This is a genomic window from Streptomyces sp. NRRL F-5727, assembly GCF_000719555.1.
Taxonomy (GTDB): Bacteria; Actinomycetota; Actinomycetes; order Streptomycetales; family Streptomycetaceae; genus Streptomyces.
The window spans coordinates 46,247-61,815 of the sequence record NZ_JOGX01000029.1; the positions used below are offsets into that span (position 1 = coordinate 46,247).

13 protein-coding genes are annotated in these 15,569 nt (G+C 71.6%); 6 read left to right on the forward strand and 7 right to left on the reverse strand.

From position 1 onward, the window contains the following. The gene (locus IF73_RS0120365; protein WP_234338291.1) at positions 1 to 423 is read left to right on the forward strand and encodes an SMI1/KNR4 family protein; all 423 of its coding nucleotides are present in this window, start codon (positions 1 to 3) and stop codon (positions 421 to 423) included. Positions 424 to 828: 405 nt separating this feature from the next. Here the strand turns inward: IF73_RS0120365 and IF73_RS0120370 are convergent, their stop codons facing one another. Next, positions 829 to 1,173, reverse strand: coding sequence for a hypothetical protein (locus IF73_RS0120370; protein WP_031010070.1), 345 nt, complete (start codon positions 1,171 to 1,173; stop codon positions 829 to 831). 66 nt (positions 1,174 to 1,239) lie between these two features. On the opposite strand from IF73_RS0120370, the gene IF73_RS42095 reads away from it, so the two are divergent. Both IF73_RS42095 and IF73_RS0120375 read left to right on the forward strand, forming a co-directional pair. Then, positions 1,240 to 1,674 carry a hypothetical protein gene (locus tag IF73_RS42095; RefSeq protein ID WP_158822079.1) on the forward strand — a complete coding sequence of 145 codons (435 nt, stop codon included), beginning with the start codon at positions 1,240 to 1,242 and terminating at the stop codon, positions 1,672 to 1,674. After that, on the forward strand, positions 1,671 to 3,941 hold the full coding sequence (locus IF73_RS0120375) for a tetratricopeptide repeat protein (protein ID WP_051717073.1): 2,271 nt from the start codon (positions 1,671 to 1,673) through the stop codon (positions 3,939 to 3,941). The genes IF73_RS42095 and IF73_RS0120375 overlap by 4 nt, the downstream gene beginning before the upstream one ends. A gap of 253 nt (positions 3,942 to 4,194) precedes the next feature. On the opposite strand, the gene IF73_RS0120380 is transcribed toward IF73_RS0120375, so the two are convergent. The 3 genes from IF73_RS0120380 to IF73_RS39665 all read right to left on the reverse strand — a co-directional run bounded on the left by IF73_RS0120380 (position 4,195) and on the right by IF73_RS39665 (position 9,527). Beyond that, a complete protein-coding gene (locus IF73_RS0120380) occupies positions 4,195 to 5,781 on the reverse strand; it encodes a GMC family oxidoreductase (protein WP_037879831.1) in 1,587 nt (528 codons plus the stop codon). Positions 5,782 to 6,006: 225 nt separating this feature from the next. Then, the gene (locus IF73_RS0120385) at positions 6,007 to 6,372 is read right to left on the reverse strand and encodes a response regulator (RefSeq protein ID WP_031010077.1); all 366 of its coding nucleotides are present in this window, start codon (positions 6,370 to 6,372) and stop codon (positions 6,007 to 6,009) included. A 143-nt stretch (positions 6,373 to 6,515) separates the two neighbouring features. Next, on the reverse strand, positions 6,516 to 9,527 hold the full coding sequence (locus IF73_RS39665; protein WP_234338292.1) for a S8 family serine peptidase: 3,012 nt from the start codon (positions 9,525 to 9,527) through the stop codon (positions 6,516 to 6,518). Positions 9,528 to 9,691: 164 nt separating this feature from the next. On the opposite strand from IF73_RS39665, the gene IF73_RS0120395 reads away from it, so the two are divergent. Continuing rightward, positions 9,692 to 10,690 (forward strand): helix-turn-helix domain-containing protein, encoded by a 999-nt coding sequence (locus tag IF73_RS0120395; RefSeq protein WP_031010082.1) that lies wholly within the window; start codon positions 9,692 to 9,694, stop codon positions 10,688 to 10,690. Positions 10,691 to 10,784: 94 nt separating this feature from the next. Here the strand turns inward: IF73_RS0120395 and msrA are convergent, their stop codons facing one another. Continuing rightward, positions 10,785 to 11,300: a peptide-methionine (S)-S-oxide reductase MsrA gene (gene msrA / locus IF73_RS0120400; protein WP_031010084.1), complete on the reverse strand. Its 516-nt coding sequence runs from the start codon at positions 11,298 to 11,300 to the stop codon at positions 10,785 to 10,787. A gap of 110 nt (positions 11,301 to 11,410) precedes the next feature. Further along, on the reverse strand, positions 11,411 to 11,896 hold the full coding sequence (locus tag IF73_RS42740) for a hypothetical protein (RefSeq protein ID WP_324616094.1): 486 nt from the start codon (positions 11,894 to 11,896) through the stop codon (positions 11,411 to 11,413). A gap of 773 nt (positions 11,897 to 12,669) precedes the next feature. On the opposite strand from IF73_RS42740, the gene IF73_RS0120410 reads away from it, so the two are divergent. Beyond that, positions 12,670 to 13,137 carry an SsgA family sporulation/cell division regulator gene (locus IF73_RS0120410; protein ID WP_031010088.1) on the forward strand — a complete coding sequence of 156 codons (468 nt, stop codon included), beginning with the start codon at positions 12,670 to 12,672 and terminating at the stop codon, positions 13,135 to 13,137. 227 nt (positions 13,138 to 13,364) lie between these two features. Next, on the forward strand, positions 13,365 to 14,180 hold the full coding sequence (locus IF73_RS0120415; protein WP_420706573.1) for a Bax inhibitor-1/YccA family membrane protein: 816 nt from the start codon (positions 13,365 to 13,367) through the stop codon (positions 14,178 to 14,180). Between the two features lie 55 nt (positions 14,181 to 14,235). Here IF73_RS0120415 and IF73_RS0120420 read toward each other — a convergent pair whose 3' ends face one another. Then, on the reverse strand, positions 14,236 to 14,523 hold the full coding sequence (locus tag IF73_RS0120420) for an ATP-binding protein (protein WP_031010093.1): 288 nt from the start codon (positions 14,521 to 14,523) through the stop codon (positions 14,236 to 14,238). Positions 14,524 to 15,569 lie beyond the last annotated feature (1,046 nt).

Here is a 15,569-nt window from a genome sequence, read left to right on the forward strand (position 1 = left end):
GTGCAGGAAGTCTTTCCTGATGCAGGGCTTCGGGATCCGGTCGAGGCGTCCGAGATCGTCGAGGCCGAGAGGCGGCTGGGGCGAGCTCTGCCGACGGACCTTAAGCACCTGCTGTTGGAGAGCAACGGGGTGCTCGGTCACTCTCACGTGGACACTGTCTGGACCATCGATCAGATCGTCGAGCAGAACCTCCGCTTCTGGTCCGACGAGGCCTTCGGCCAGCTCTATATGTCTTTCGACGCCCTCATGTTCTTCGGTGGCAATGGGGGCGGTGATCAGTTCGCCTTCGTGCAGAAGCCGCAGCGCCCGGACGTGTTCGTCTGGGAACACGAGAGCGACAGTCGTAGGTGGGTGGCCAATGACCTGCGCGACTACCTCGGCCGTTCGCTGCGCGTCGGCGGAGACGACTGGTATCAGCTGTAACCGAAACGATCCGCCAGGCAGGTTGCTGACTTGGCCTCTCACGGACGTCCGACCCGAGCCATTATTGCGGATCCTCATCAGGCGCAGAGAAGGCGACAGTTCCCAAGAGGGGCCTGACAGCTACCCGGACCATCAGCAGGACCGTCCGGGGGCTCGGGGCGAAACAGCAAAGATTCCTCTGCGGCGCCTGCCGGGCTGCTCAGGAGACAGGCGCGGCCCGCACCCTCTCGTGCACCTGGTTCGCCACAGCGGTGGACATCGATGCGGGCTCGCCGGGTCCCTGATTCGCAAGGTAGGCAGCGAAGACCCCCCCCGTGCGCACGACCGTCATGATGTTCCCTCTTCACGGGGACCGTGACCGTGGCCTCGATCCGCCTGTGGCTCAAGAGCTGACGGCCTGGTCCGTCAGCGGGCTTCCAGCTCTTCGGCCTGCTGGGTGAGCCTGGCCGCGATGTCGTCCCAGTCTGGACCGTGCAACCACAGGTTCTGCGCGGCCTCCCGCAGAAGAGCCGGCTCGTCCGGCCGCTGCAGCAGCACGAGCCGATAGGCGAGGTTACGAATCCACACCGGGAGGTGGCCGTCGACCAGGTGCGGGCTGAGTTCACGCAGCATCGAGAGGATCGCGTCCGCGTCAGCGAACGTCAGCTCCTCGACGAAGTAGTGCTCGCGGTGCTCCTGATCGCACGCCGGTGTCGGACGGTACTCGTCTCCGTAGAGGCACCGAGCGTGCTCGGTCAGGGTGCTGTGCATGCGCCGCAGGCTACGACCTCATGATCCGCGGGACAGAACCTGGCCGACTGGGCGACTATGAGCGGTATGACGACATGGCAGCGGAAGTGCTGGTGGGGACTGGCCCTGATGGGGGCCGGCGCAGGGGTGGGAATGCTGGTGTGGGTGACGGTGTCGCACCCAGAAGGATCGGCTCAGGGCTGGGGCGTCGTCGGCGCGGTGGCAGGACTGGTCGCGGCCGGCGCGGCGCTGTGGCAGCTCCGCACGGCTGCCACCAGCACCTCCGCACCGACTGCGACGCCTGCCCCGGCACCGACGACTGCTCCGGTGGCGCCCGTGGTTGCGGAGCGGGGTGCGATCGTGGCCCGGGGGAACGTGACCCGCTCCTCGACCCACTACACCGCCACATCTCCCGCACCATCCCACCCCGCCACACCAGATGCAGAGGGACTGGCCGGCCGGGACGGTGCAATCGTCGCCGGCGGCGACATCGAGGACTCGACCACCGAGTACCGCTCGTGATCAGGAAACGCCCCGCTTCTACAGAGCAGCCCACAGCACCGGTTCAACTGAGCGGAGCTGGCGGGGCGATCGTCGCCGGCGGCGATGTCACCGGTTCCGTCACCCAGCACGTCGAAGCCCAGCAGGCATTCGTGCTCTCCCCCGAGGCTCACGGCCCGATCCCGGCTGATGCAGGAGAACGCGGAGTATCCAACATCCCGGCCCTCGCCGGCGGAGGGTTCGTCGGCCGCGCCTCCGAGCTCGCGGCTCTGAACCAGGCGTTCACCGGGGCGGGAGAGGTGCTCGTCCAAGCGGTGCACGGGCTGGGTGGGGTGGGCAAGTCAGCGCTCGCCGCCCAGTGGGCCGCCGGTCGGCACGAGACGGTGCGATGGTGGATCACGGCCGAAACCGCGCCCGCGGTCGACTCGGGGGTAGCGGCTCTGGCCCGGGCCCTGCAGCCTGGCCTGGCTGGCCTCCCCGCCGAAGTGCAGACCGAACGCGCGATCCGGTGGCTCGCCAACCACCCAGAAAGGTGGCTGCTGGTGCTGGACAACGTCGAGGCCCCTGGCCACATCCGCCCGCTGCTGGACCGGATCCGCGGCGGAAGAGTGCTGGTCACCACCCGCCTGGCCAGCGGCTGGCACCACCACGCCACCGTCGTCCGCCTCGGCGTCCTCAACCCCGAAGACGCGGTCGAACTGTTCACCAACATCCTCGATCAGCACGGCACCCGCGACCATGCCGGCGCCCAAGAGGTCTGCGCCGCGCTAGGGCACCTCGCCCTGGCCGTCGAACAGGCCGCGGCCTACTGCGCCGAAACCGGCGCCACCCCCCTGACCTACCTGGACCGGCTCGCCTCCGCTCCCGCGGCGATGTACGCCGCCGTCACCGAGGGCGGCGACTCCGCACGCACCTGCGCACGCATCTGGCGCCTCACACTCGACCGCCTCCATACCATCACCCCACTCACAGGCGACCTGCTTCGCCTGCTCGCCTGGTACGCCCCCGACCGCATCCCCCGTGATCTGCTGGCGCCGCTCGCCACTTCCATCGAGGTCGATGCCGCAATCGGCAAACTCGCCGCCTACAACATGATCACGGACAACCACGACGGCACCCTCACCATCCACCGCCTCGTGCAGACCCTCGCCCGCACCCCCGACCCCGACGACCCCCACCGCCACCCCGACGACATCGACCGTGCCCGCGACCACGCCGCCGCGCTCCTCGCCACGGCCTACCCCGGGAATGCCGACGATCCCGCGAACTGGCCCCGCTACCAGGCGCTCCTCCCCCACATCGACGCCCTCACCAGCCACCACCCCGCCAACGATGACACTCCCGCCACCGCCCGTGCCCTCGACCGCGCAGCCACGTACCGGCAGGGCCAGGGCGCACTGTCCCTGGCCCTGCCCGCCTTCCAGCGCGCACTCGCCGCACACGAGCGGCTGCTGGGTCCGGACCACCTGAGCACGCTCACCTCGCGTAACAACCTCGCCGGCGCGTACGAGTCGGCTGGCGACCTGGGCCGGGCCACCCCGCTGTACGAGCAGACCCTCGCCGAGCGAGAGCGGCTGCTGGGACACGACCATCCCGACACCCTCACCTCGCGCAACAACCTCGCCTACGCGTACCAGCAGGCAGGCGACCTGGACCGGGCCACACCCCTTTTCGAAGAGACTCTCGCCAGGCGAGAGCGCCTGCTGGGACACGACCATCCCGACACCCTCACCTCACGCAACAACCTGGCGGGCGTGCATCAGTTGTCAGGTGACCTGCGCCGGGCCATCCCCCTTCTCGAAGAGACCATCGCCAACTGCGAACGAGTGCTGGGACACGACCATCCCGACACTCTCATCTCGCGCAACAACCTCGCCTGTGCGTACCAGGAGGCAGGCGACCTGGACCAAGCCATCCCCCTGCACAAGCAGACCCTCGCCGAACGAGAGCGAGTACTAGGCCCAGACCACCCTGACACCCTCGTCTCGCGGAGCAACCTCGCACTCGCGTACGAGGGCGCAGGCGACCTGGACCAAGCCATCCCCCTGCACGAGCAGACCCTCGCCGAACGAGAGCGAGTACTAGGCCCAGACCACCCTGACACCCTCGTCTCGCGCAATAACCTCGCACTCGTGTACGAGGAGGCGGGCGACCTGGACCAAGCCATCCCCCTGCACATGCAGACCCTCGCCGACGCCGAGCGGGTGCTAAGTCAGGACCACCCGCTCGTGGAGCTGGTGCGGTCGAACCTGGAGCAAGCCGTTTCCGCGAGGGGCACGCATCCGTGACACCCGGAGACCCGCCCCGCAGGAAGTGGGCGGAGCTCTGGGCTGGGAGTGGGGCGGCGGTAGGGCTTCGCCCTCTTCCCGGTGGTCGTGCAGGCGATGGCCGCGTCACTTCGAGGGCGTCTTGCGCTGGACCAGGCCACCTCGCATTCCTCAGACCGTGAGACTTCGGCGAGTGAGGTGGCTTCCACGCCCCCGGGTCGCGTCGCGGGGGCCGGCGTTCGGCCGGTCTCGTGTCTCGGCCCGGCGCGTGCCGTCAGGCGGCGGCGCGGAGGAGTTCGGCGGCTCGTTTCGCGATGGCGTACACCGTCGCGTTGGTGTTGTTCGACGGGATCGAGGGGATGACGGAGGCGTCGGCGACGCGCAGCCCCTCCAGCCCGCGGACCCGCAGTTCGGAGTCGACCACGGAGTCCTCGTCCTCGCCCAGCGCGCAGGTGCCGACGGGGTGGCAGTAGGACTGGAAGACGGTACGGGCGTAGCGGCCGAGCGACTTCCGGTCCGTGACGTCGGGGCCGGGGGCGACCTCCTCGACGCCCCAGGACGCGAGTGCCGAGGAGCGGGCGATGTCGCGTGCCGTGGCGATGCCGGACAGCACGGCCTTCACGTCCCGTTCGTCCGTGAAGTAGGCCGGGTCGATCACCGGTGCCGCGTACGGGTCGGCCGAGGTGATCCTCAGGGTGCCGCGGCTGAACGGGAGCATCGGGGAGACGCCGATGGTGAAGCCGTTGTCCACCGGGACGACCGGGTTGGGGAACGGGACGTCGATGAAGAGGATCTGGAGGTCGGGGCCGTCCAGTTCGGGCGTGCTGCGCAGCAGGCCGATGATCTCGCCGTGGTTGCCCTGGGCCGGCGGCACGGTGCGGCGGGTGCGGTGGACGAGGTTGACCAGCGGGTGGTCGTGCAGGTTGCGGCCCACGCCGGGCAACGCGTGGAACAGCTCCACCCCGGCCTCGCGCAGCTCCTGCTCGGGGCCGATCCCGGAGCGCAGCAGGAGCTGCGGGCTGCCGAGGGAGCCGGCGGTCAGGACGACCTCGCGGGTGGACCTGGCGGTGTGGACACGGCCCTGGACGCCGTACTCCACGCCGACGCAGCGGGCGCCCTCGAACAGGAGCCGGTGGGCGGTGGCGCCGGTGGCGACGTCGAGGTTGGGGCGGTTCAGCACCGGGGTGAGGTAGGCGTCGGCGGCACTCTGGCGCCGGCCGCCGACGATGTTGAGGTCGACCGGTGCGAAGCCCTCCTCCACGCCGCCGCTGATGTCCGATGCCCGGCGCTGTCCGGTCTCGACCGCTCCGGTGAGACAGGCGCGCAGCACCTCGTGGGGGTCGGCCGTCGGGCCGACGGTGAGCGGGCCGGACGCACCGCGGCCGGCGCCGCCGCAGACGGCGGTCTCGGTGCGCTGGAAGGAGGGAAGGAGGTCGTCGAAGCCCCAGCCCTTGGCTCCGTGGTCCGCCCACCGGTCGTAGCTGGTGCGGTGGCCGCGGGCGAAGACCATGGCGTTGATCGCGGAGGAACCGCCGACGCCCCGGCCGCGAGGCAGCGCGATGGCGGGTCCGGTCCGGGCGGAGGAGGAACCGCCGTTCTGCGGGATCGTCGTGTCGCCCCAGTTCGCCTCCGTCGCGGCGAGGGCGGGCCAGGCCGGCGGAAACGCCACGGCGTCCGGCAGGTCCGGGGCGGCAGTCCCCGCCTCCAGGAGCAGCACGCGCAGGTCGGGGTCGCCGGTGAGCCGCGCCGCGAGGACGCAGCCGGCCGAGCCGCCTCCGACCAGGATGATGTCGTAGCTCCGGTCTCCCTCGTGCCGCGGATCGACAGAGGGTGCCGCGTGAGGTGTGCGCTGACGATCCATGTTTCACAACCCCTTAGATATGTTTCTCGGATACATTCCGAAACATATCAACGTTCGCATCGCGGTGGAGACTGGGCGCCGCGCTCGGTTGCCCCCGGGGCCGTGGCCCAAGTGTGGCGTGTGGCGTGCGTACCCGAAGGTGAGCACGACCATCCTGGGCAGCAGGCAGCAGGCGGCGTGCGGGAGGCGGCGGGGCACCGCCGGTGGCGCTGTCCCCGGGGCCCGTCAGGGGGTGGAGGAGGCGAACAGGCTCCGCAGGTCGGCGTCGACGAGCTTGTCCTTGGCCACGAAGCCCGCGACGCCCGCCGCCTCCAGTTCCTCCTGGGACCACAATGCGCCGTCGGTGGAGGTCAGCACGATCCGCGGCCGGACCTCGTCCTCGGCGAGCCGCTGGGCCACGCTCAGACCGTTCATGTCGGGCAGGTGCAGATCGAGGAGCAGGCCATGGGGGCGATGTGCCCGCACCACGGTCAGGGCCGAGGAACCGTCCCCGGCCTCCGCCACGACACGCAGGCCCCGTGCCCTCAGCAGCGTCGTGACGATGCGGCGGAACTCGGGGTCGTCGTCGACGACGACGATGTTGATGCACATGATCTCAGCATGCACAACGGCCGCATGAGTGGACCATAGGGGGAGCCCTACGGTTTGTGTACCACTCACGTATGGACAGGTCCCCCGGTAGGCGCAGCGGCCCGGCGTCCCGTCCTTGGTGGAGGGGACGCCGGGGGACGATGTCAGCCGCCGATGCTGACCACGGTGCCGGTGCCGTCCGGGTACTCGACGTACGCGGTGGCCGGGGACCCGCTCACGCCGGACCACCTGCCGGTGACCGAGAAGGGTTCGTAGGGCGTCGTCTCGGGCCGTGTCGGCGACACGTCGAAGCTTCCGGTCTTCGGCGAGTCCGCGTTCACCAGGTTGGTCCGCAGGGTGAAGCCGGTGGACGAGGTGCCGGGGCTGTGGGCCGAGGCCACGACGGCGAGGAGGTACCGGCCGGGGGCGAGCTTCGGGCTGAGGTGGGCCGTCGAACCCATCGAGGACCAGTCCAGCAGTGTCTCGGGCAGGCCGTCGGCCGAAAGCGAGGCCACGTACATCCACACGCCCGAGTCGGGGGTGTCCGTCCTGACGAAGAACTCGGCCGCCTTGTTCTCCTCGGGGATGGTGACGGTGTACTCCTGCACGTCGCCCCGGGCCGTGGCCACCTCACCGGAGACCGGCGGGCCCACGACCGGGGCGTAGGAGGTCAGCGCGAGCCTCTCCGTGCCCGGGGTCACGGAGTACGTGAGGCTTCCCTCCTCCGTGGCGGCGCCGACGACCCGGCCGGGAGCCTCCAGCATCCGCGGGGTCACCACGATGGGGCTGCGCACGGTGAGGTGGCCGTGGCCGGTCCACGTCAGGTTCCCGGTGACGGGGACGCCGGAGGCCGCGGTGGTGCGCGTCAGCTTCACCGTGACCTTCGCACTCTGTCCGGCGTGGCGGAACCGCAGGGTGGACGGTTTCACCTCGACGCGGAACCCTGGCAGTTCCGCCGAGGCCCGGTAGACGCCCGGGCGGGTCGCGGTCAGCGTGCGGGTGAGGGTCCGCGACCCCAGCAGCCGGTCCACGGAGAGCGAGGGGTAGTTCAGGTCGCTGGGGGCGATGGGGGCGACACCCGTGCCGGTGTCGATGCCGAGCCCCTCCTCGTAGGCGAGCCAGTCCTCGACCGTCGAGTCGTAGACCAGACCGGGGTCGAGCATCGCGGCGGGGTCGACCTGGCCGGAACCCTGCTGGTACACATCGGTGTTCACGCCGCCCGAGGCGGTTCTGGTGGCGACGGCGGTGGTCATCATGGCGGACTTCACCGCCATCGGCGACCACGTGGGGTGGACGCCGAAGTAGAGCGCGGCGAGACCCGAGATCTGGGGGGCGGCCATCGAGGTGCCGGTCATGAAGTCGAACTCGCGGCCGTAGTCGCCGGACGGCGAGACGGCCGCGAGGACGCTGACGCCGGGCGCGGCGATGTCCGGCTTGATCAGGGCGCCCTTGTTCTCCGTCGAGGGGCCGCGCGAGGAGAAGGGCGCGATCTGCGGGTACGGGGTGCCGGTCGATCCGCCCGTGCGCAGCGTCACGGTCGCGTCGGGCGCGGCCGCGTAGGCGCGCACCTCCGAGGCTCCCGGAACGTTCAGGTGCACGGTGGGCACGGCGTGGAGGTCGCTGTCGGTGTCGAGGTCCTCGGTGTTCACCAGCACCATGGCGACACCGCCGGCGCGGGCCACCTCGGCCGACTTCGTCGGGCGGAGGGTGACGCCGCGGTCGCACACCACGGCCTTGCCGGCCGTCCTGGCCGGGTCGAGGCTTCCGTCCCGGCACAGCCGGGCGTCGTCCTGCGAGGCGCCGGCCGCCCTCGCGTCCTGGGCGCGGACCAGGGGTACGGGGCCGGAGACGGCGCGTACGGTGTTGCTGGCGCCGACGTAGGTACGGCCGTCGCCGAGTTCCACGGTGGCTTCGGTGGGCGCCATCGTGGAGGCCGCGACGGTGGTGGTCCAGGGCGCGGTGTTGTCGATGGTCTCGGTCGAGACGCCGGCGTTGCCGGCCGCCGCCGACACGAACACGCCGGCCCGGGCGGCGGCCAGGAACGCCTGCTGGACCGGCATGTCGAGCTTCGACTCGCGGTCCTTGCCCGCCGAGAAGTTGAGGACGTCGACGCCGTCCGCGACGGCCTGGTCGACGGCCGCGACGATGTCGGAGTCGTAGCCGCTCGCGGCGGTGGTGCCCTTCTCGGTCCAGAGTGCCTTGTACGCGGCGACGACGGCGCCCGGGGCCACTCCGGAGGTCTCTCCGAGGTCGTGTCCGTCCGCGGAGGCCCGCACGCCCGCGTTGCCCGCCGCGGTGGAGGCGGTGTGGGTGCCGTGGCCGCTGTTGTCGCGGGCGGAGAGGAAGTCGCCCCGCCGCTGTTCCGGCGTCTGGGCGAGCCAGCCCTCGTTGTAGTAACGGGCGCTGACGAGCTTGGTGTTGCAGTCGTCGGCGGTGAACCGTTCGCCGGTCTGGCAGGCGCCGGTGAAGGTGGAGCCGTCGGCCTTCCGCATGACGACGGCGTCGCCGTCGCGGTAGGGGCGGTGGGGGTCCTTCTCGGTGGGGGGTGCGGTGCCCAGGGCTGCCCCGGCGAACGACGCGCTCTCGGGCCAGATCCCGGAGTCGATCACGCCGACCACCACGCCCTTGCCGGACTTCTCCGTGCCGCCGAGCTTCGCCCAGAGTCCCTGCGGGCCCGGCAGGCCGAGGAAGTCGGTGGACCGGGAGTCGTCCGTCGCCTCGACCCGTCCGTCCGGGCTGACGCCCAGGACGCCGGGACTGTCCTTGAGGCGGGCGGCCTGAGCAATGGTCAGGTCCGCGGTGAACCCGTTGACGGCCACGGTGTAACGTCCCCGGATCCTGGCGCCGACGGAGGCGGCGGCCTCGCTCTGCCGGTCCTGGAGGTGGTCACGGTACCGGCGCGCGGCGCGGCTTCCCGTGTCGACCTTGGCGCCCGGTGCCGGAGCGGTGGCGGCCAGGTCGGCCGTACCGCCCTTGTAGAGCGCGACGGGTGCGTCGGTGAGGGTGACGATGTAGCGGCCGGCCGGAGCGTCCGCGGTCGCGGAGGCGGGGACGGGGACGGGGATCGACTGGCCGTGAACCGCCTGTGCGGGTGGTCCGGGACAGACGACGCCCAGGGAGACGGCGCAGACCACCGCTGCCCAGGAGGCGGTAGTTCTGCGGGACGTGGTTCTCACACGTTCCTCCGGAGGAAGAGAGCGACGAGTACGCGACCGAGCGTCGCGGCGAGCAAAGTGAACGCTGTCCCCCGGATAGGTGTCCAGATACTCTGGTGGCATGTTTGGACGCATGGCCGTCCACGCCACACATGACACACACGCGGCGACGGAGGTACACACACGTGCTTACGGCCTTGGGCATATCCGGGTGCGAGGAACGCGTCTACCGGAGCTTCCTGGACCGCGGTCGGGCGGCAGTCGCCGACGTGGCCGCCTCCCTCGGCATGCCGGAGCGGGACGTCCACCGGTCCGTGGCCCGCCTCGGGGAGCTGGGGCTGCTGCGTGCGACGGCGGACGGCGTCCACCAGCCGACGGACCCCCAGTCGGCGCTCGTCCCCCTGCTCGCCAGGCGGCGGTTCGAGGCGGAGAGCGAGCTGTCCTCGGCGGGGGCGGAGATCGCCCGGATCGCCGAGCAGTACCGGGAGGGGCGGCTTCGCGACGATCCGCGGAACCTCGTGGAGGTGTTGTCGGACCGCGAGTCGGTCATCGAGCGGGTCGACCAGCTCACCAGGTCGGCGAGCAGCCATGTGTGGGCGCTGGACCGTCCGCCCTACATGGGGCGGTCCGACGGCCGGCAGCACAGCAACGAGGACGAGGAAGCGATCACGCGTGCGTGGCTGGAGCGCGGTGTGGACGTGCGGTCGATCTACTGTCCGCAGTCGATGGAGCGCCCCGGCCGGTTCGCGACGCTCCTCGGCCTCGCCGAACGGGGCGAGCGGTCCCGGGTGCTGCCCTCCCTGCCGTTCAAACTGCACATCATCGACCGGCGGGTGGCCCTGGTCCCGCTGTCCGGGCCGGTCTACGACGACCTCGTCGTCATCCACCCGTCCGGCATGCTGGACGCGCTGATGGAGCTGTACGAGGCCTACTGGGCAGGCGCCGTGCCCCTCGGGCGCGTCGCCGAGGCGTCCGGGCCCGCCGCCGAGGCCGGCTCCTTCGACGCGGACGACATGGTGCTGCTGGGCATGCTCAAGGCGGGGCTGAAGGACCAGGCCATCGCACGCCAGCTGGGGTGCAGCACCCGGACCGCCAGCCGGCGCGTCGCGGCGGTCCTGGCGAAACTGGGGGCCGACACCCGCTTCCAGGCGGGAGTCACGGCGGCCGCCCGGGGCCTGCTCTGAAGCGGCACGCGGGTCCGGTCGTCCCGCGGCCGGCCCGCGAAGGGGGACGCGGAGAGGCCGGGAGGAGTCTCGCTCCTCCCGGCCTCTCCCGGTCTCAGGACGCCTCGCGCCGTGGCAGTCGCCAGTTCGGGCGCGGGAAGTGGCAGGTGTAGCCGTCCGGGTAGCGCTGGAGGTAGTCCTGGTGTTCCGGCTCCGCCTCCCAGAAGGCGCCGGCCGGCTCGACCTCCGTCACCACCGGGCCGGGCCACAGACCGGACGCGTCGACGTCGGCGATGGTCTCCAGGGCGACGCGGCGCTGTTCGTCGTCGGTGTAGTAGATGGCGGAGCGGTAGTCGAGCCCGATGTCATTGCCCTGGCGATCGCGGGTGCTGGGGTCGTGGATCTGGAAGAAGTACTCCAGGATCGCGCGGTAGTCGGTGACCGAGGGGTCGAAGACGACCTCGATCGACTCCGCGTGCCGTCCGTGGTCGCGGTAGGTGGGGTGGGGCTTCGCGTCGTCTCCCGTGTAACCGACCCTGGTACGCACCACGCCGGGCAGTGACCGGATGAGCTCCTGCATGCCCCAGAAGCATCCGCCCGCCAGCAGGGCCCTCTCCTCGGTTGTGCTCATGTCCGTGCGCTCCTCTTCTCGACGACCGGCCGCCGGCTCGATGACCGGCCTCCAGCATAGTCACCACCTTGGCGGGTGACGACAGGGTGGGTGGGTCTCGGACCGATCGCTCAGCCGGGCCGGTGGTCGCGGGCCCTGGTCGCCAGGCGGAGCGCGGCGTGCAGTTCGGCCACCTCCACGACAGTGGGACGGACCACGGAGGACCATTCCCCGCGCAGTCCGGGCCAGAACGCGAGCAGGACCTGCGCACCCGCGAGGCCCAGGTGTGCCCGGACGTCCGTCCTGCCGAAGGTCGCCTGCGTCCAGGACAGCAGGATGCGTCCGTGCGGGACACGGGGCGGTCCCTCAGACGGCATCCAGGTGGCCATCAGCCGGCCGTCCACCTCCGTCACGACCGCGCCCCGCACCGACGGAGGCATCGGGTTCCTGGTCAGCGAGGACAGCGGGACGGGGACGCCGCGGGCGTCCTCGGGACGCGGGACGAGGGAGAGGGCCGGCCTGCTCCCGCCGACGGCGGTCCGTCGCCGCCGGGGCGGCGAGGGCCGGGCCGGAGTGCGGCCGCAGCACTGGGGACCGCACCCGTCGTGCGTTGTCATCTTCTCCTCCGTGTCAGCTCGGGGTGCCGGATTCGTCCACGCCGACCCGGGAAGGTGGCGATGACCCACGTCCGTCAGCCGGCTCCCGTACCCCGGTGCGCGGCGGACCGTCCTGTCGGGGCCGGCGAAACGTGTTCCGTGCATGCCGGGACGAACGCACGGGCTCTGCCGCGCACGAACCGGCTCCCGGCGATCACGACGATGGAGAGCCGCGCTCGGGCGGCGCAGGGATCCGGACCGGATCCGCCTATCGATACGCCTTGGCGAACGTGCTCGTGGGAGGTCCTGTCTCGCACGGGGGGAACGAGGCAGGACCTCCTCACGGGGAAGTGCCGTCGGCGCGACGCGTGTCTCGCCGCGCCGACGGCTGGGCCAGGTCTTCGCCTCACTCGAACGAAGACCGGTTCCCCGCCCCGTCCGCCGCCGCAGTGCGCTCGGCGCCGGACGCTTCCGATCGGTACACGGTGCGGCACCCCCTCCGGGTTCACACCTGAAGGAGTCTCTTCACCGGGGTCACCTGCGGGGCCTGCTCGCCGGGAGGGTTCCGGCGATGTCGACGGCGTCCCGCGCGGAGCGCACGCGGGGTCCGCCGCCTCCCCGGGCGCGCAGAAGATTGACTGAGGACACACCCGGAGCGGCCCCCGCCCCGTATGACGGTGCCGTCGACCACCGGGAGGGGAAAGGCCCGTCGACCGTCAACTGACCGATGTGGGATGTCCGCCTCCGGCGAAGAGTGGGAGGCGCACCATTCGCCCCACGGAGGGAAACCCGCCATGCACCGTGACCAGCCGTCCTTGCGTGCCCGCTCGACCTCGGAGCTCGTGCCGTCGCTGCACCTGGGGCTCGACCAGATGCTCGACGAGTTCACCCGGGTGCCGATGCGCGCGAAGTTCCTCTTCGACCCGGAGATGGCCGCGGTGATCACGGTCGAGTTCCTCGCGGAACGCGGCCCCAGCCTGGTCTGGCACATCGGACGTGAACTGCTCCACCTCGGCGTCACGTCCATGAGCGGGACCGGCGACGTACGGATGTGGCCGACGCTGGACCGCGAGCGCCCCTCGTCGTGGCTGCTCCTCGAATCCGAGGAGGTGGAGGCGCTGTTCGAGGTCCCGACCGAGCCGTTGACGGCGTGGCTCGAAGCCACGTACCGGATCGTCGCGGCCGACGTGGAGATGGAGGGCCTGAACTGGGACGGCTTCCTCAGGAACCTCCTCGGCAGTCCGGAGACACCGGCCGACTGAACGATCCGCCGTCCCTCTCGCCCCGCATGCCGGGACTTGCCTCCCCATGCGTCACCTGTCAGAGTGGTGACGCAAGGGTGGTCGCCTGGTATGCCGGCGGCATCGGCACACGTGTGCCGATGCGGGCTCCGCCACACCCCTTTGCGGCAGGGCCGCACATGCGGCGGACGAGGAGGAATGACGTGAGGACCAGGACCAGCAACCCGATCTTCTCCCGCTGGGGCGCCATGCGTGACGCCGGTCCGGCAGGCGCGTACGAGCGCGAGACAGTGGGGGTCGCGGCCGGCGGCCGGTCGGCGGACGACTACACGACCAACCCCTACGCCTCCCCCGGAGGCACGGGCCACCGGACCGGCCCGAACGTGATGACCATGGACGACGTCGTCGTCCGCACGGCGACGACCCTCGGCTCCGTGGTGGTGGCCGCCGTCCTCTCCTGGGTTCTGCTGCCCGTCGACGAGGCGAATCTCGGCCGGTCGTACGGCATCGCCCTGGGCGCCGCCCTCGGCGCCTTCGCCCTGTCGCTCGCCCAGACGTTCCGGCGGAAGCCGTCCCCGGCGCTCATCCTCGGGTACGCGGCGCTGGAGGGTGTGTTCCTCGGGGTGCTGTCCAGCACTCTGTCGACGTACATCGCGCCCGGCGTGGTCGTCCAGGCGGTGCTCGGCACCCTCGCCGTCTCCGGAGCCACGCTCCTCGCCTACCGGATGCGATGGATCCGGGTCACCCGGCGGTTCGCCGGCTTCGTCCTCGTCGCCGCTACCGGCTTCCTGCTACTGACGGTCGCCAACGCGCTCTTCGCCGCGTTCGGCGCCGGCAACGGCCTCGGCTTCCGCAGCGGAGCCCTCGGCATCGCCTTCGGCGTCATCGGCATCCTGCTGGGGGCCGCCTTCCTCGCCCTGGACCTCAAGCAGGTCGAGGACGCGGTCGCCTACGGCGCCCCGCGCGAGGAGGCGTGGCTGGCCGCCTTCGGCCTCACCCTGACGCTGGTGTGGATCTACCTGGAGGTGCTCAACCTGCTGACGATCTTCAACAGCGACAACTGACTCCACCGACACCGCAGGGGCACGCGCCACGCGCGTGCCCCTGCGGCGCGTCCGATCACCCAGGGATGTCCGTCTCCAGCCGCACGGTCTTGCCCCGGCCGGTCGGGAAGGTGTGCCACGTGAAGGCGAGGGCCTCGACCAGATGCAGACCGCGGCCGTGCTCCCCCACCGCCAGGCGGACGCGACCGCCGGACACCCGGAGCCGCAGGTCCACGTCTCCGTCCGTGTGGACGAGTGCGTTGGTCACCAGTTCCGAGGTGACGAGGACGAGGTCTGCCGACAGATCAGCCGACAGACCGGCCGACAGGTCCGCAAGTCCCCCGGAGCACAGGTGCTCGTGCACGACGTCGCGGGCCGCTCGTACACCGCGCGGATCCCGCCGCCGGACGCGCAGGCGCGCGGTCCGGGGTGCTCTCCTGTCGGCCCCTCCCTCGTAGCGGGCCGGCGGCAGCTGCCGCCGGACGCGTACAGCGCGAGGACGGTGCCCGGCTCAAGCGTGTGTCCCTCAGACGGGTAGGCACCGGGGTCCTGTCCGAGCGGCGCGTTGGCGGGCGCCGACCGGCAGGCGGGCCTTCGCCCATCGGCAGGTCGAGTACGTGTCGGTCGCCGGCGAACGGAAGAAGGGCGGCGGCGTCCGTACGACCGCAACCCCCGCTCGTTCCGGAGAAGAACAGCCCTCTGCCCCGCACCGCCCGCGCCGCGGGGACGTCCGCGTCCCGGGCGGCTCCGTGTACGTCGCGCACCAGCGACGCCGACCTGCCGCTGTGGCCCACCAGCCGCAGCCGGCCTTCGGCGGCCGAGGCCAGGACCAGCGCGCGGGCGCCGGTCGGTGCGGCCAGACAGAGTTCGGCCGCCGCCATGACGTGGTCCATGGCGGTCGCCCTGTTCAGCATGTCCGTCAGCCGCTGCACGGCGTACGGCAGGGTCAGTCCCGCCGAGCCGGGTGTCCCCGGTACGCCCCACGCCGGGGCCCCCTCGTCGTCGTACGCGCCGGCGTCCTCCGTGCGCAGCATGGTCAGCGCGCCGAAGCGGCGGCCGTCCGCCTCCAGGGGCACCGAGGCCACGGTGTACGGAGGGGCCGGTGCGCCCTGTTCCGGTTCGGCGGGTGAGTGGGGATCGGGGAGGAAGGCCGCCGCCCGGCCGGCAGGCGCCCGCGCGGAGGCGTTGGGGGCGTCCGGGGCCATCCGCTCGGGAAGCGCGAGGACGGACGGCGGGCTGCCGCCGATCACGGCGGCGCGCAGCTCGCCGCCGTCGGCGACGGGAGGTAGACGGCCGCCGCCACGGCCCGAAGGCGGTGAACGGCCTGCTCCACGGCACGCTGCAGCACCTCCGCCGGCTCCCGTGGGGCGTCAGCGGCGGGGACGCGCCGCCGTTCCTGGTGGGGTGGGC